This window comes from uncultured Intestinibacter sp., from assembly GCF_902468165.1.
Taxonomy (GTDB): Bacteria; Bacillota; Clostridia; order Peptostreptococcales; family Peptostreptococcaceae; genus Intestinibacter.
Window position 1 is genome coordinate 1 of sequence record NZ_CABQXJ010000077.1, and the last position, 15,230, is coordinate 15,230.

The following is a 15,230-nucleotide window of genomic DNA, read 5'->3' on the forward strand; positions in this document are numbered from 1 at the left end:
ACCGTCTGCCCCTTCTTCTTCACAAACTTTTGCCATTTCTACTATGTCTTCTGCATTTGGTGAAAGTTTGATTACTAGTGGCTTTTTGCAAACTGCTCTAACTTCTCTTACAACTTCTCTCGCAACTTCGCTTTTTATTCCGAATGCCATCCCACCTGCTTTAACATTTGGGCAAGAAATATTTAATTCGATTATGTCTATGTCTTTATCGTTTAAAAGTTCAACACCTTTTATGTAGTCCTCTAAACATCCTCCCCCTACGTTAGCAATTCTTATTAGGTCTAATTTTTCAAAGAAAGGAAGTTCTTTTTCTATAAATCCTTCTACCCCTGGATTTTCAAGTCCTACACTGTTTATCATTCCTGATGGCGTTTCCCAAACTCTTATTCCGTTGTTACCTGGTTTTGCATTTAATGTAAGCCCCTTACCACTTACTCCACCTAATTGTGATATGTCGTAAACCTCGTTGTACTCTCTTCCAAATCCAAAGGTACCAGATGCCATTATTATTGGATTTTTAAAAGTTAAATCTTTAAATTTTACACTTAAATCAGCCATTAAAAAATCACATCCTCTCCCCAGAATACTGGACCGTCTTTACAAGTTTTTTTGTTTCCGCCTTGAGTTTTACAAGTACATACTAAACATGCACCCATACCACATGCCATTCTATTTTCAAGAGATACCATTACTCTTGTGTTTGTTCCCTTTTCGGCATTTGTTTTTTCAACTTTGTCCATTAATGCCTTCATCATTGGTGTTGGACCACAAGTTAATATATAGTCGTATTCTTCTGTGTTTATTATATCTGTAACAAAAGTGCTTCCTATTGCAGTTTTGACATTGTTACAAACTTCTTCGTATTTATCTATTAATATAGGTTCATTTCTAAAACCTAAATATGCGTCACTATTTGGTATATTTTTTGCTACTAAGTATAGAGGTGCTACTCCGATTCCGCCTCCTACTAATGCAACTTTACCTTCTACCTTTTGGTACCCACTACCATAAGGTCCTTCTAATTTTATGTTGTCTCCAGGTGTTAATCTGCTGAATATTTTTGTCCCTTCGCCAACTACTTTATATAAAAAAGTTATACTGTTTTCGTCTATATCGTGAATACTGATGGGTCTTGATAGGGTTGGATACATATCCCATGCTCTAAGCATATAAAACTGACCCATTTCTCCTTTGAATTCTCCTTGTACCTTCATTTGGTACATATCTTCTCCTACGTATGCGTTCTCTATTATTTTGTACATTATTTTACTCCTCTACATCTACCCCTAAAAGTTTCATTATTAAAGCCATTCTTACATACATTCCAAACTTAGCTTGTTGGAAATATACTGCTCTTTTGTCGTCGTCTACTTCTGTTGCGATTTCGTTTACTCTTGGTAATGGATGCATTACTAACATATTTTCTGATGCTTTGTTCATTTTTTCTGCATCTAATCTATAACAGTCTTTTAATAATTCATATTCTTCTAAATCTGCAAATCTTTCTTTTTGAATTCTTGTCATATATAAAAGATCTAAACTTGGTATTGCATCATCTAAGCTTGCAGTTTCATAATAAACATGATTTTTTAAATGTTGTTTTACATATCCAGGCATTCTTAATTGTTCTGGAGCTATAAATACAAATTTGCTGTCGTTGTATCTATTCATTGCTCTTACAAGTGAATGTACTGTTCTTCCGTATTTTAAATCCCCACATAGTCCTATTACGTGGTTATCTAATCTTCCTGTTAATGTTTTTATTGTTAGTAAATCTGTTAGTGTTTGAGTTGGATGTTGATTTCCACCATCTCCTGCGTTGATAAAAGGTACTTCAGCATATTTTATTGCTTCTGATGCTGAGCCTGCGATTGGATGTCTCATCGCGATTATATCAACATATCCAGATACTGTTCTTATTGTATCAGCTAATGATTCTCCTTTAGATACTGATGATGAGCCAGGTTCTGAAAATCCTACAACATTTCCGCCTAATCTCTTCATCGCTGATTCAAAACTAAGTCTAGTTCTAGTTGATGGTTCATAAAATAATGTAGCTAATAATTTTCCCTTACAAACTTCAGAATATTTGTCAGGATTAGCCATGATTTGTTGAGCCAAATCTAAAATTTCATCTATTTCTTTAATTGAAAAGTCTTCTGGTTGGACCAAATTTCTTGATTTTAACATTTTTATCCTCCTTTTTTAGCCTCACCGGACTAAAATTAAAAGTTATTTGTATTCTGTTAGTAGGTTATCATTTTTATATTTTTATGTCAATAGATTGCCATAAATTATCAATTAAATAAGTCATTATTTCCAAAAGTTGATATAAAATTTTATTATTTCGTACCTTTTTAATAATACCTATTTAACAAACTATAAATAACTTTAACGTAGTTATTTCTTTTTATTTTAGTTTGATTGATTACTACTTATATTATATGATATAATTTAATTGCTAACTAGTAGAAATACTAAAAGGCTATATATTTTCTCGTTTCTGAACAAAAATGAGCTGATATATAGCCTTTTTTTTATAACATATATAAAATTATACTCATTTTTGATTATGATTTCTTTTATATGTTTCAAAGAAATATTTATTTAATAAGGGGGTCGTTAAATGGAAAAAACAAATCAAAACCAAATGGGGACTAAACCGATTGCTTCTTTAATTTTTACTATGGGATGTCCACCTATAGTCTCTATGTTTGTGCAATCTATGTATAACATAGTCGATAGCATTTTTGTCGCAAAACTCGGTGAAAATGCACTAACTGCAGTATCGCTTGCCGCTCCAATCCAATATATATTATTAGCTGTTTCTGTCGGTGTAGGTGTTGGGATTAATTCTTATATCTCTAGAAATTTAGGGGCTGATAATATTGATGAGGCAAATAATACTGTTACCCACTCTATGATTTTAGCTCTTGCACATTCTGTTTTATTTATCATCTTGGGGCTATTATTTATCAAGCCATTTTTCAGAATTTATGCTAACAATGATGCAATTTTTTCCGATGGATGTAGTTACACTTATATAGTAGTGTTGCTTTCATTCTCATTATTTTTTCAACTTACTTTTGAAAAAGTTTTTCAAGCAACAGGAAAAATGTTGCTACCAACCATTTCACAAATAATTGGGGCTATCTTAAATATAATTCTAGATCCAATATTTATATTTGGCTGGTTTGGAATGCCGAAACTTGGTGTTACTGGAGCCGCAATAGCCACTGTAATTGGTCAAATAGTATCATTCCTTATACTACTTATATTTTTCATCAGAAATGATAGCGTATTAAAAATCGATTTAAAACTGTTTAAATTCGATTGGAACATTATCAAGCAGATATATGCAGTTGGAATTCCATCGGCGCTTATGATTTCAATTTCTTCTATTCTTACAATTGCACTTAATTCTGTTTTAGTAAAATTCTCAAATACTGCCGTTTCGATTTACGGTATTTATTACAGACTTCAAACATTTATCACCATGCCTGTAAATGGGTTAGTTCAAGGTATTAGACCTATTATTGGATTTAATTATGGAGCCAAAGATAGGGGTAGAATTATTGAAACATTGAAGATAAGTCTTATTGTTTCTGTTGTGCTTATGTTAATTGGTTTATTATTGTTTATGTTTATACCAAGACAATTACTTTCAATGTTTAGTGCATCAGAAAATATGATGAGTCTTGGAGTTGTAACACTTCGTATAATGAGCCTTGGTTTCTTATTTTCTGCGATTTCGTTTATTATATCTGCGATGTATGAATCAATTGGAAAAGGAACTTACAGCTTGGCAATTTCTCTTGTAAGACAATGTATAATAATTATCCCAGTCTCTATGTTCTTTTATAAAATAATTGGGCTTACTGGAATTTGGATTACCTTCCCTGTATCTGAAATTGCAGCTGCACTTGTTTGTTTGTGGATGTTTATTAGAACTTGTAAAAAAGATGATGTATTTATTAAAAATAATGATTAGTTATTATTTTTGATATCTATTAATATAAAAAACCTTAAATCTGCATAAAAAAAGAAATGCCATTAAATATGACATTTCTTTTTTAAGTTATATAATTAATTATTTTTTATAATTAATTAGTATTTATTAATTCATATAATTTCTCTATTGAAACGGGATCTACCACAAGAATACTAGTTCCTAAAGTCTCTATTGTTTTGCCATTAGATTTTCCTATTATTGATGGTTTTATTATTGAATTTGATACTGAGTTATCAAGTGTCAAAGTAAAATCTATATCTCTTTCCTCATTTGGGCATAAATTTACACTATCAAAATCTATAGACAGTTTATCCGAAGAATTTAAATTAATTTTTTCTAGCAATATATCATTGTTAGAATTATTTTTTACTGTATAACTTAGTGAATAAGTATTCTCTTCGTTTATAGCTTCTACTAAAGAGATTCCACCCACAATTTCTATATCATCACTTACTGAATTTTCATCATATACTGTCACAGAATAATTTCCTAAATTAGCAGAGTAAGTATCTGATGCAGTAGTTATAACTGCCTCTATATCGTCTAATTTAAATCGTCCTGTAGTGTTAAATAACATATTAAACTGTAATGTATAACTTGTGAATTCAGGGAATTCTTGCTTATTATTTAACTCTATATTGTATATTTCACCATCATCAAAATTCTGTATACTTATAGATGTATCATCATCAATTTTATGATTAAAATCATAAATAGGAACCTGAATAATAATATCTTCATTTTTTAAAACAGAAATATCATTATCCCATTTCCCATAAATATAGACATTATAATTATTCTCATCCCCATTATAATCTAACTTCTTGCATCCAGTTATTAATCCAGGTAATAATAAAACTGAAATTATTGTTAAAAATATTTTATAACTCTTTTTCATATATAAAACCTAAATTAATTTACACTCCATTTATATTCAAAATGACTAAACTTATTTCCATATGCAATTGCGTTTTGAGTGTCCATAAATTTATCATTAACCATAAAATATCTTTGTTGATTTAGTTTAGTTCTGTTGTAAACATTTCTATATTTTATAGTGTATGTTTTATTCTTTTTTGGAGCACTTATTGAATATGAAGCCGTTCTATTAAAAGTTTCTGTTGTTGAATACCCTAGTGTTAGATCAAGTTTAGAATGACTTAATTTTATATTTCCTGTTAAAGTATTGCTTACAGTATAACCTTTTGTTAAGGATATTTTAACTCCTTTTCCTCCTTTTCCTTTTACACCTGTTTTCCAATCTCCATAATACTTTCCAGCTGAAGATTTAGATTTTACAATCCACGGACTCCACCCTGCACTATTTAGTGCTAAAGATGAAGATGATGTTGCTGCAACCATTGTTATAGATAGTACAAGGCTACAAGCAACCATAGAAATTTTTCTTAATAATTTTTTCATAATAAACCTCCCATATATTTTTTCCTCATTTATTATACATAATTTCATTACAAAATATATATTTTATGTAATAAAATTGTCTATTTGTAAAATATTACATATTTTTATATATGCATTTATAAAGTTCAAAAATTTAAACACTATAAAAAGGATGCTGTAGAGTAAATTTTTATTTATCCACATACATCCCTTTTTAATTTATTATAAGTCTATAATCTCTTTTCAAGTGTATTACCCTATATTAATATCAGCTTCTGAATATAGGGCTGCCTTTCCGCTTAATTTAACCCTATCTCCATCTTTTGTGCAGTAAAGTGTTCCGCCTCTTGGTGATGCTTGATATGCCACAATTGAATTTTTATTTAATTTATTCATCCAATATGGTGCAATGTGGCAGTGACCTGAACCACAAACTGGATCTTCTGGTACGTTTAATTTTGGTGCGAAACTACGAGAAACACTATCTGTATCCGTTCCTGAAGCAGTTGCATGTAATAATTCATTACTACATATGCACAAGCTAAAGTAGCATGTCCACATAAGTCTATTTCTCCACCTGGTTTTGCATATGTAAATAAATTTCCAACATCGGGTTCAAATGATATTTCCTTTAACTTCTCAACAATTTCTTCATTCGCACCCATATCTGGAAATATCGATGCCATTTCTATCATTTCTAAATCCTTTTTCCCCGGCATTATATATGAATTAGTTGTAGCATCATAAGAAACGAAAGTCCCACTTCCGATTGTAGAAGTTAACAGTCCCTTAAGTTCGCACTGTTTAAAAGCTTTTGAAACTGTACTTACATTTACATCTTTAACTTTATTAAACTTATTTAAACCAAGAAGAGCTAAAAATTTCCTTCATCATGTCAAACTTTTCTTTACCTATAGATTTGATTATTTCTTCTTCTATATTTCTTTTTATATGTAAAGTTTCATCCATAAAGTATCTCCCTTTATCGGTAAGACAAAGTAATTTATCTCTTGAATTATCTTGATGCTCCTCTATTTTTATATATCCTCTCTCCATTAACACCTTGGCACATTTATGTGCTCCTTGGCGTGACATTCCTATCTTCTTAGCTATTTGGGCAACTGTTGTGCTCTCTTTATGAATAATAGCAATCATATACGATTCTGTATCTGTTATTTTTTCTTCTCCGTTTTGTACCCATGCCTCTATTACCTTTTTTCTTAATTTAGCATGTTTATCACTTATTAAATCAACTAAATTATTCTCATTTAAATAAGTCTGCATAATATTACTCCTTTTATCCGTTGATTATTTATTTTGTTATTTATTATTTATATTTATTTTAATGATATGTACAACTATGGTTTATATCATGAGTTGTTATAACGTAGCACTTATAGAAGGATTTTCAGCAAATATATTTTTACATGCTATATTAGGATTCCCTGCTGCATTCGTATTCGCATTAATAGTAGATATCTTCGTAGTTGGTAAAATAGTTGGACGTATCGCCCTAAATTTATAAAAGAAGGCGACAGTATGGCTAAAGTAGGAATAGTTATGTCATTCTTCACATGTTGTGGGATGGTTCTTTGGATGTCTGCATTCGGAGTTGTTACAAACCTTGGATTTGGACCACACTTCTTTGCAGCTTATGGATTAGGTATTGTGAGAAATGTTATAGTTGCAATGCCACTAAACTTATTAATTGTTTCTCCATTAATAAGAGCAATATTCTTCAAAATGTTCCCACCAACAGTTGAAAAAACAGAATCTAAAGCATCATAATTTTTATGAATTTTATTAAATAATATTAGTATAATAAGAAATAAAAATAGGAGGTTATTCCTCCTATTTTTATTAAAATCAAATTTTTATTTTATAATTTTATATTAAGTATTTTTTCTATCATAAGTAAGCATCCTTTAAATCCTATGTAAGGAGTTGATGGATATATATTCACTCTATGTAAATTCGGATTACTTATTTGTAAATCAAATTTTGAGTTATGTTTCATATCTAAAGTAACACCATCACCTAATAACATTAGTAGTTCTGTATCTCTTAGATATTTCATTCTATCTAACTCATCATCACTTGCTATTATTGTCTCATCTTCACAATCTGTTTTGTATATGATTTGCTTTCTATCAATATTTATTCCCAACTCATTTAGTAAATCGCTCATACCTATTACAGTATCATAATCACCAAATACAGCGGCATCCTTATTTTTTTCATAGAAATAGAATCTTCTCTTTACTGAGAATAGATGATTCTTTACACTTTCTATTTCTTTTTCTAAATTTTCTTCATTAACTTCCCATGATGTTATATTTTTTACTTGTTCTATAAATTTGATAGTATTTTTTAAACCGTATAAATTAGCATATATGTATGGAATTCCGTATCTTTCATCCATAATCATAGCTGCTTTTAAACCTTCTTTTCTTGTAACTATATTTAATGATGCCATAGATGCTCTTTCTATTTCATCAATATTTGTATAAGCTGTGAAAGTTGTATTTACTTTTTTATCAAATATAACATCCATTATTCTTTCCAATTCATTAGTATCTGATAAGAAATTATATCTATCTATATTTGAACCTATTATGTTGTAAGTTTGTTGACCATTTTCGATTCCTAATTCTTCTCTACTTTTAACAACATTATTTATAAGAAGTAATAGTGTGTTTTCTACTCCTACAGTATAATCATATTTAAGACCTGCTGTTGTTATAGGTATTAACTTAGCTTTTACCTTGTCTTGCATTGTAGAACAGACACTCTCAACGTCAGCTCCTATTACTGAAGATACTGAAGATGCCATTACAAATATATATTTAGGATTTATATTTTCATCTATTTCTAATATAGAATTTTCTAATCTATCATATTTACCAAAAGTAACATCACCTTGATCCATATGTGTTGAATATATTTTTGATTTTTCTTCTCCATTTAAAGAACCAATTCCTTCTATAGCAAAGTGAGTAGTCCCTGCTGGTCCAAATTCTATAATACAGGCTCCTTCTATAGATGAAATAGTCCAAATCATACCCATTCTGTCACTTGCTACCGGAAAATACTTACATACTTGCATTCATCATTACCTCCCTCTTAGTATTTTTTTCTAATGATAATATTTTTATTAAGGTTTCCATAATACCAATTGGAAGTTCATAACCTATTTTTTGTGCATGGTCATCAAGTGTTATTTGTGTAAGTCCATGTTGTTTTAATATCATTGGATTTTCATGTCCTATGTATATATCGCCATCCATTGAACCATATAATTTTCTAAGAGGGGCAATATTTGCAATCCTACTTATATATGGATTAAATCCTTTTTTAGATATATTTTCTTTATGTTTTACATCTTGTTCATATAATTCTCTAACTTGAACAAATACTGGTTCTAATCCTAAGTCACTTAAGAAGTCTACTGTTTCAAATGCCATCATAGGAGTATTTCCGTAAACTAATTTTTTGCCATTTAAAATTTCACAGCTAGTATTATATAATTCTTCATATCTTTTTATTTCGTCTTCTAAGTCACTTAAGAAGTCTACTTCTAAAATTTCACTTAATTTTGCATAGTTTTTAGTTATAGTTTCTTTATCCATATGCTTATCAAAGTAAATATAATCTATATCAAACTTTTTCTTCATAGATTTTGCTAAATCTAATGCTATCATATCCGTTACTATATTTAATTGTGCTTTAGACGCATTTTGTATATCTTCTATGCTACATTTTGAAGGAATTACAGCATTTATAGTTATATTGTGTTTTTTCATTAACTTAATAAGTTCTGTCTCTTCCACATTTTTTTGTCTATGTCCAAGTATATTTATACCTTTTTTGTCTTTAAATTTTTTCATAGCTGTACTAAGAACTGCTAAAGAACGACTCATCCCTGGTATATGTGCGTTACATGTAAAGTGATCTGTATTTACAACAAATACAGGTATATCTACTTCATCTTCTAAAGAATATGAAAGTGATGAGTAATCCTCCCCTATAACTTCTGGAACACATGTTGAAACTACCATGATTGCATCTGGATTTTCAAATTCTATTATTTGTTTTATTGCTTTTTTAACTTTCTTTTCAGCTGAAAAAACAACATCACTTTCTTTTATTGCCACAGAATACACGCTATCTAAACCTTCTTGCCTATGGTAAGCAAAGTTTTTAGCATAGTATGTACATTCGCTTGTTCCTACAACTACCAATGCCATATTTTTTATATATGATGCTGTAAGAATTACTCCAAATAAGGGACAGTGAGTCCCTGGAAAAACTGCATGAGATAATGATTTTATATCTTTATCTGCATTAATATCATTAAGTCTATTTAAAATATCTAAAGTATACATTATTTTCCCTTTCCATATTATACAATTGCCTTTATAGTTTCTATCGGATGAATTCTAGGCTTTTTACTTATTGGGTCGTGGTCAATATCACATTTAACCCCATATACATCCCTTATAATATCGTGACTTATAGTTTCATTTGGATGTCCATCTGCAACTATATTCCCATTTTTCATGATTACAAGTCTATCACTATATTTGCTTGCTTGGTTTAAATCATGAAGTACCATTATTATTGTTATATTTAAATTTTTATTTATTTCTCTGACTAATTCCATTAACTCTAATTGATGAGATATATCTAAATAAGTAGTTGGTTCATCTAGTAATAGTATCTCTGGTTTTTGACATAATGCTTGAGCTAGGTGAGCTCTTTGTCTTTCTCCTCCAGATAGTGTACTTACTGGTGTATTTTTATATTTAGTAAGCCCTACATTTTCTATTGCCCAATTTACTATTTCTTCATCTTCTTTCAATTTTGTTTCATACCATTTTTTATGAGGCATTCTTCCGAAATAAACTAAATCTTCCACACTTATATCACCTGGTACAGTATTATGTTGTGATAATAAGCATAACTTTTGTGAGATTTTTTTATTTTTTATATCTGTTAATTTTTGATTTTCTATATATATTTCACCACTTTTAGGTTTTACCATTCTTGATAAAGCCTTTAAAAGTGTACTTTTTCCACTTCCATTTGGTCCTAATATAGAAACTACTTGTCCTTTTTCTATATCTATACTCAAATCTTCAATTATAATTTTTTGTTCGTATCCAACTTTTAAATTTTTTGCTTTTATCATATTTAATAGCTCCCTTTACGTCTTAATAAGTATAAGAAAAATGGTCCTCCTATTATAGACATAATTACACCAACTGGTATTTCTATAGGCCCTCCAATAGTTCTTGCTAAAGTATCTGCTACTAAAAGGACAATAGCACCAAATATAATACTAAATGGTATTGTATATTTATGATCACTTCCCATAAGCATCCTAGCTATATGAGGAACTATAAGTCCAACAAAACTTATAATACCTACTACTGCTGTTGCTGTTGCTGCTAAAAATACTGCAACGGCTGATATAGCCAATCTAGTTAAATTAACATTAAATCCTAAGTTTCTAGCTGCATCATCTCCAAGTTGAAGTACATTTGCACTTCTTATTAAAAATAATGCTATTATTAGGCCTACTATTGAATATGTAATAAGCATATTAACATCTGCCCAAGTTTTAGTTGCTAAACTTCCATTTAGCCAAAGCATTGCACTTTGTATTTTGTCACTGTGCATTGTTGATAAGTAACTTATTACTCCACCTAATATTGTGTTTATTGCCACACCAGATAAGACTATTCTTCCTGGATGAAGTCCGTTTTTCCATGCCATGATATAGACAAGAGTACACGCTAATGCTCCCCCTATAAATGCAAAAAAAGGTAGCATACTAGTGTAAGCTGGTGATAATAAAAGTATTATTACCGCCATAACACTTGCCCCTGTTGAAACACCTGTTATTCCTGGGTCTGCCAGTGAGTTTTTCATAACCGACTGTAGTAAAAGACCTGAAACTGCTAAATTAGCTCCAACTAATGCTGCAAGTATATTCCTCGGTAACCTCATTTTATAAACTATAGTCGTTACCATTTTATTATCATTATTGATAAGTGCGCTAAATATTTCCCCTAAACTTAAATTAACACTTCCAATTGTTGATAGTATTACTAAAAGTAAAACTAGGGCGATACCGCCCATAGTTAATGTTATTATTTTTTTATTAAGTTTCATATTATTCACCGTATAATATTCCACCTAAAGTTTTTATAGCTTCACTTACATTTAAATTTGCTGATACGTTGAATACGTTTGAATCAAGGTCTATTACTTTATTATTTTTTACTGCATCTAATTCTGCATATGCTGGATTTTTATCGAATGCATCATCAAAAGCTTTTTTAGTTTCTTCTAAGTTACCATGAGCAAATCTTAATATATAGTCAGGATTTGTTTGTACTATTTGCTCTAAACTAAATTGAAGATATGGTGATTTTGCTGAACCATCTAATTCTGTAGCTATATTTGTTCCACCTACAGTTTTAAGTAAATCTCCTAAGTAAGAAGTTTCTGTAGCTAACATGAAGTTTTCTCCACTACCAAATAATATAGCAACTGTTGCATCTGTATCGCCTTTTATTTTAGCAACTTCTTTTTCACTTTCTTTTAAAGAACTTATTAACTTTTCTGCTTCTTCTTGTTTATTTATTTCTTTTCCTAATTCTTCTATACTAGTTAAGAAATTTGTATAAGTAGTTGTGTCTATATAAAATGTATTGATATCATATTCTTTCATACTTTCTTCTACTGACTCTTTAAATGATTTGTCCATTACAAATACATCTGGTTCAAGTGAGGCAACTTTTTCTAAATCTGGTGCCATTGCTTGTCCTACTTGTGGTAAATCTTTTAGATCTTCCGGTATATCTAATTGAGTTGTTGGGATTCCGATTATATCAGCTCCTAATTCATGTAAAACATTAGTTGCTGCTACTGAACAAGCAACTACTTTTACGCTTTTTTCCTCTTCTGCTTTTTTCTCTTCTTGTTTGCCCGAGTTACCGCTTGCGCATCCCGTTAAAAACATTGCTGAAACCATTAATACTGATAATACTTTTTTTAATTTCATGATTTTTTCTCCTACATTTTTAAGCTATGATTTTTTTAGCTAAATTTAAATATATTTGTGCCATTTCACTATTACTGTCTTTTTCTATTACTGTTTTTCCTTCATTTTCTGCCACCTGTACTATTCCATTTCTAGGGACATTGTGGAAAACATGTGAATTTATTTCTTGTGCTAAGTTATTTACTAAATCTTCTTCATTTTCAACATTTTTAGCATTTAAAATAAGACCTTTTAATGACGCATACCCTCTCTTTTTAAATTGATTTACTGCTGTAGATATATTGCTAGCAGCATACATCGACATCATTTCTCCAGATGTAACTATGTATACTTCTTCTGCATAACCATTTCTAATTGGCATAGAAAATCCACCACATACAACATCACCTAGAACGTCGTATATTACAATGTCTGGCTTATAAACTTCAAATGCCTCTAACTCTTCTAGTTTTTCAAAAGCAGCTATTATTCCTCTACCGGCACATCCTACTCCTGGTGTAGGTCCCCCTGCTTCTACACAAAGTACCCCGTTATATCCCTCAAATACTATATCTGAAAGCTCTAAATTGTCACCTTTTTCATTCATGACATCAAGAACTGTATCTATGAATTCACCTTTCATAAGATTTTTTGTTGAGTCTGCTTTTGGATCACAACCTATTTGCATGACTTTATATCCTAAATGGGATAATGCCGCTGACAAATTTGATGTAGTTGTAGATTTTCCTATTCCATCTTTTCCATATATAGCTATTTTTTTCATTTATTCTACCTTTCATTTTATTTTTATGATAATAATTATCATTCTCTATTATTAATTCTATATTATTTTAATTTCAAATGCTTTAAATATATTTACCTTTTTTGCAATTTTATTGATATTCATTATCATTTACAAAGAATTTTATGTTATAATATTGATTATGTTTTTCCTTTTTTAGGAAATTATATCGGATTATATATTAAATTTATACAGGTTGGGGATTATGAATAATTTAGAAAAAATATCAAAAGATTTTTATGATTGTGTCAATATTCCTATAAGGTATATTGATAGTAGCTTCAATGTAAAACATAATATAAGCTCTTATTCTATTGATGTGTTTATCGATGAATTGGGAATTTACAAGGATATTAATAAAAATGAAATATGTACAAATCAAATTTTAAATTATGATAATATACATTTTATAATTAAACCTTTCCAATATAGAGGCGATAATGGATTTTTTGTTGTGGGCCCTTTTAAAACTCTATCCACTTTAGAACATGACCATATTCCATTTAAACCGATACATTGCATTAATCACTTAGAAAATATACTAAAGTACATAATAAAAGAAATTGATCACCATACTCGTAATTTTAGTAAATATATTTATGAATCTGTTTCTTATATTCGTAAACATTACAGCAATGATATTAAAATTGACGATATATGCTCTCATTTAAATATTAATAAAAGCTATTTTTGTAGGCTATTTAAGAGTGAGATGGGATTAACTTTTTCACAATTTTTAAATGCATATAGAATTGAAAGAAGTAAGGAGCTTTTAAAAAATAAGGAATACTCTATCTTAGATGTGGCTATGGAGGTTGGGTATAACAACCATAATTATTATAGTAGTTTATTTAAAAAATTTAATAAGATTACACCTTTGGATTATAGAAATCAATATATTTATTAATAGATTGATTTCTATATTGAGTAAAATATTTATTAAAATATTGACTAATTATGTAGTTATTTTTATGTCATAATGTATTATAAATTATGCGTTTCATACAAAATAAAGACTTGTGCTAATTTACACAAGTCTTTATTTTTAACTTATTGTTGTATTTGAAATAATATTTCTAAATTTTCTATAGAAATAAAACTTAGTTATGTTTATATTTTTCATATAATTGTTGTTACACAATCCATGAAACGTAGACTTAATTAAATCCCAATTCTTTTAGCCAACTTTCTACATTTGATTTAGTATCACTAGAACTAAATCGTTGATCTTCTTTCCAGTCACCTGTACCAGCCATTTTTGATAATAAGTTTCCACTATCACCTATGCCTGATGAAGATGAAGTACAAAACGGAATGACTTTCTTACCAGAAAAATCATTCTTCTCTACAAATCCATTTACTGGCCATGCAGCAATCCCCCACCAAATTGGATATCCTATAAATACTGTGTCATCAGAATCCCAGTCTTTCACTGTTGTCGAAACAAGTTCTATATTTCTTTGACTTTCATCATCATGCTCTTTATTTACACGACTATCACTATTTGACCAATCGAGATTTTCATCAGTATATACATCTTTTGGCTCTAACTTGAAAGTATCTGCGTTTGTTGAGGTAGCAATCATATTTGCTATTTTTAAGGTTTGTTCTTTCAGTTATTTCCCCAACTCTCAACCCATTACAATTACACGCCTGCATCATTGCTATAATAAGATGTTGTCTAGACTCATCTCCAAGTGCAGTTAATATGTTTTTACAACTTTTTATTTCCTCTGCTAATTTTTCTATATCTGGTTCTAAAGCCATCTTATACACCCTTTCGTTGAAGTTTATAAACTATTGTAGCACATAAATTTATATAAATTTTAATGGTAAAGAAAATCGAGATGATTAAAATTTCTAACAGTTTTTTATAAGCATTATTTATTATTTTTATAAGTATAATTTCTTATGATAGATTGTCAATATAAGTGCAACATTTTATGTTTATGTTGCAGCGAAGA

General features: G+C 29.5%; 19 protein-coding genes and 1 pseudogene. 4 read left to right on the forward strand and 16 right to left on the reverse strand.

Annotation, left to right across the window (positions count from 1 at the left end; all coding sequences use genetic code 11):
* The 3 genes and pseudogenes from RDX53_RS11830 to pyrB form a co-directional block, all read right to left on the reverse strand.
* Positions 1–558, reverse strand: a pseudogene (locus RDX53_RS11830) (dihydroorotate dehydrogenase); the annotation flags it as partial.
* Positions 558–1,262, reverse strand: a complete 705-nt coding sequence (locus tag RDX53_RS11835) for a dihydroorotate dehydrogenase electron transfer subunit (RefSeq protein WP_307994220.1) — start codon at positions 1,260–1,262, stop codon at positions 558–560. The pseudogene RDX53_RS11830 and the gene RDX53_RS11835, both read right to left, overlap by 1 nt.
* Before the next feature lie 4 nt (positions 1,263–1,266).
* Complete coding sequence (gene pyrB / locus RDX53_RS11840) at positions 1,267–2,190, reverse strand: aspartate carbamoyltransferase (RefSeq protein ID WP_195931058.1); 924 nt, start codon at positions 2,188–2,190, stop codon at positions 1,267–1,269.
* Positions 2,191–2,650: 460 nt separating this feature from the next.
* On the opposite strand from pyrB, the gene RDX53_RS11845 reads away from it, so the two are divergent.
* Positions 2,651–3,991 (forward strand): MATE family efflux transporter, encoded by a 1,341-nt coding sequence (locus RDX53_RS11845; RefSeq protein WP_307994221.1) that lies wholly within the window; start codon positions 2,651–2,653, stop codon positions 3,989–3,991.
* A gap of 112 nt (positions 3,992–4,103) precedes the next feature.
* Here RDX53_RS11845 and RDX53_RS11850 read toward each other — a convergent pair whose 3' ends face one another.
* From RDX53_RS11850 to RDX53_RS11865, 5 genes are all read right to left on the reverse strand, one after another.
* Positions 4,104–4,910, reverse strand: coding sequence for a hypothetical protein (locus RDX53_RS11850; protein WP_307994222.1), 807 nt, complete (start codon positions 4,908–4,910; stop codon positions 4,104–4,106).
* Between the two features lie 14 nt (positions 4,911–4,924).
* Positions 4,925–5,434: a hypothetical protein gene (locus tag RDX53_RS11855; RefSeq protein WP_195931061.1), complete on the reverse strand. Its 510-nt coding sequence runs from the start codon at positions 5,432–5,434 to the stop codon at positions 4,925–4,927.
* A 231-nt stretch (positions 5,435–5,665) separates the two neighbouring features.
* On the reverse strand, positions 5,666–5,953 hold the full coding sequence (locus tag RDX53_RS14080) for a PhzF family phenazine biosynthesis protein (RefSeq protein ID WP_331607291.1): 288 nt from the start codon (positions 5,951–5,953) through the stop codon (positions 5,666–5,668).
* Positions 5,866–6,132, reverse strand: a complete 267-nt coding sequence (locus tag RDX53_RS14085) for a hypothetical protein (RefSeq protein ID WP_330644021.1) — start codon at positions 6,130–6,132, stop codon at positions 5,866–5,868. Before RDX53_RS14085 ends, RDX53_RS14080 begins: the two co-directional genes overlap by 88 nt.
* Positions 6,133–6,268: 136 nt before the next feature.
* Complete coding sequence (locus RDX53_RS11865) at positions 6,269–6,697, reverse strand: MarR family winged helix-turn-helix transcriptional regulator (RefSeq protein WP_195931062.1); 429 nt, start codon at positions 6,695–6,697, stop codon at positions 6,269–6,271.
* A 61-nt stretch (positions 6,698–6,758) separates the two neighbouring features.
* On the opposite strand from RDX53_RS11865, the gene RDX53_RS11870 reads away from it, so the two are divergent.
* Both RDX53_RS11870 and RDX53_RS11875 read left to right on the forward strand, forming a co-directional pair.
* Positions 6,759–6,938 (forward strand): DUF2798 domain-containing protein, encoded by a 180-nt coding sequence (locus tag RDX53_RS11870; protein WP_331607294.1) that lies wholly within the window; start codon positions 6,759–6,761, stop codon positions 6,936–6,938.
* Positions 6,939–6,952: 14 nt separating this feature from the next.
* Complete coding sequence (locus tag RDX53_RS11875) at positions 6,953–7,201, forward strand: DUF2798 domain-containing protein (protein ID WP_307994224.1); 249 nt, start codon at positions 6,953–6,955, stop codon at positions 7,199–7,201.
* Positions 7,202–7,292: 91 nt separating this feature from the next.
* On the opposite strand, the gene RDX53_RS11880 is transcribed toward RDX53_RS11875, so the two are convergent.
* The 6 genes from RDX53_RS11880 to RDX53_RS11905 are packed head-to-tail and all read right to left on the reverse strand — an operon-like array spanning position 7,293 to position 13,248.
* A complete protein-coding gene (locus RDX53_RS11880; protein WP_295677186.1) occupies positions 7,293–8,519 on the reverse strand; it encodes a nitrogenase component 1 in 1,227 nt (408 codons plus the stop codon).
* Positions 8,506–9,798: a nitrogenase component 1 gene (locus tag RDX53_RS11885; RefSeq protein WP_307994225.1), complete on the reverse strand. Its 1,293-nt coding sequence runs from the start codon at positions 9,796–9,798 to the stop codon at positions 8,506–8,508. The genes RDX53_RS11880 and RDX53_RS11885 overlap by 14 nt, the downstream gene beginning before the upstream one ends.
* A gap of 17 nt (positions 9,799–9,815) precedes the next feature.
* Positions 9,816–10,604, reverse strand: a complete 789-nt coding sequence (locus tag RDX53_RS11890; protein ID WP_307994226.1) for an ABC transporter ATP-binding protein — start codon at positions 10,602–10,604, stop codon at positions 9,816–9,818.
* Between the two features lie 2 nt (positions 10,605–10,606).
* A complete protein-coding gene (locus RDX53_RS11895; RefSeq protein ID WP_295573206.1) occupies positions 10,607–11,590 on the reverse strand; it encodes an iron ABC transporter permease in 984 nt (327 codons plus the stop codon).
* A 1-nt stretch (position 11,591) separates the two neighbouring features.
* Positions 11,592–12,485: a helical backbone metal receptor gene (locus RDX53_RS11900; protein WP_307994227.1), complete on the reverse strand. Its 894-nt coding sequence runs from the start codon at positions 12,483–12,485 to the stop codon at positions 11,592–11,594.
* Between the two features lie 19 nt (positions 12,486–12,504).
* Positions 12,505–13,248: a nitrogenase iron protein NifH gene (locus RDX53_RS11905; protein ID WP_307994228.1), complete on the reverse strand. Its 744-nt coding sequence runs from the start codon at positions 13,246–13,248 to the stop codon at positions 12,505–12,507.
* 223 nt (positions 13,249–13,471) lie between these two features.
* On the opposite strand from RDX53_RS11905, the gene RDX53_RS11910 reads away from it, so the two are divergent.
* Complete coding sequence (locus RDX53_RS11910; protein WP_288768843.1) at positions 13,472–14,173, forward strand: helix-turn-helix transcriptional regulator; 702 nt, start codon at positions 13,472–13,474, stop codon at positions 14,171–14,173.
* A 250-nt stretch (positions 14,174–14,423) separates the two neighbouring features.
* Here the strand turns inward: RDX53_RS11910 and RDX53_RS11915 are convergent, their stop codons facing one another.
* On the reverse strand, positions 14,424–14,852 hold the full coding sequence (locus RDX53_RS11915) for a flavodoxin (RefSeq protein WP_307994229.1): 429 nt from the start codon (positions 14,850–14,852) through the stop codon (positions 14,424–14,426).
* The gene (locus RDX53_RS11920) at positions 14,791–15,033 is read right to left on the reverse strand and encodes a hypothetical protein (RefSeq protein ID WP_295573221.1); all 243 of its coding nucleotides are present in this window, start codon (positions 15,031–15,033) and stop codon (positions 14,791–14,793) included. Before RDX53_RS11920 ends, RDX53_RS11915 begins: the two co-directional genes overlap by 62 nt.
* Positions 15,034–15,230: the final 197 nt, after the last annotated feature.

Coding starts and splice junctions, on each gene's coding strand:
- RDX53_RS11835 (WP_307994220.1), bottom strand. CDS start 1,262: ATGTACAAAATAATAGAGAACGCATACGTAGGAGAAGATATGTACCAA.
- pyrB (WP_195931058.1), bottom strand. CDS start 2,190: ATGTTAAAATCAAGAAATTTGGTCCAACCAGAAGACTTTTCAATTAAA.
- RDX53_RS11845 (WP_307994221.1), top strand. CDS start 2,651: ATGGGGACTAAACCGATTGCTTCTTTAATTTTTACTATGGGATGTCCA.
- RDX53_RS11850 (WP_307994222.1), bottom strand. CDS start 4,910: ATGAAAAAGAGTTATAAAATATTTTTAACAATAATTTCAGTTTTATTA.
- RDX53_RS11855 (WP_195931061.1), bottom strand. CDS start 5,434: ATGAAAAAATTATTAAGAAAAATTTCTATGGTTGCTTGTAGCCTTGTA.
- RDX53_RS14085 (WP_330644021.1), bottom strand. CDS start 6,132: ATGCCGGGGAAAAAGGATTTAGAAATGATAGAAATGGCATCGATATTT.
- RDX53_RS11865 (WP_195931062.1), bottom strand. CDS start 6,697: ATGCAGACTTATTTAAATGAGAATAATTTAGTTGATTTAATAAGTGAT.
- RDX53_RS11870 (WP_331607294.1), top strand. CDS start 6,759: ATGATATGTACAACTATGGTTTATATCATGAGTTGTTATAACGTAGCA.
- RDX53_RS11875 (WP_307994224.1), top strand. CDS start 6,953: ATGGCTAAAGTAGGAATAGTTATGTCATTCTTCACATGTTGTGGGATG.
- RDX53_RS11880 (WP_295677186.1), bottom strand. CDS start 8,519: ATGCAAGTATGTAAGTATTTTCCGGTAGCAAGTGACAGAATGGGTATG.
- RDX53_RS11885 (WP_307994225.1), bottom strand. CDS start 9,798: ATGTATACTTTAGATATTTTAAATAGACTTAATGATATTAATGCAGAT.
- RDX53_RS11890 (WP_307994226.1), bottom strand. CDS start 10,604: ATGATAAAAGCAAAAAATTTAAAAGTTGGATACGAACAAAAAATTATA.
- RDX53_RS11895 (WP_295573206.1), bottom strand. CDS start 11,590: ATGAAACTTAATAAAAAAATAATAACATTAACTATGGGCGGTATCGCC.
- RDX53_RS11900 (WP_307994227.1), bottom strand. CDS start 12,485: ATGAAATTAAAAAAAGTATTATCAGTATTAATGGTTTCAGCAATGTTT.
- RDX53_RS11905 (WP_307994228.1), bottom strand. CDS start 13,248: ATGAAAAAAATAGCTATATATGGAAAAGATGGAATAGGAAAATCTACA.
- RDX53_RS11910 (WP_288768843.1), top strand. CDS start 13,472: ATGAATAATTTAGAAAAAATATCAAAAGATTTTTATGATTGTGTCAAT.
- RDX53_RS11915 (WP_307994229.1), bottom strand. CDS start 14,852: ATGATTGCTACCTCAACAAACGCAGATACTTTCAAGTTAGAGCCAAAA.
- RDX53_RS11920 (WP_295573221.1), bottom strand. CDS start 15,033: ATGGCTTTAGAACCAGATATAGAAAAATTAGCAGAGGAAATAAAAAGT.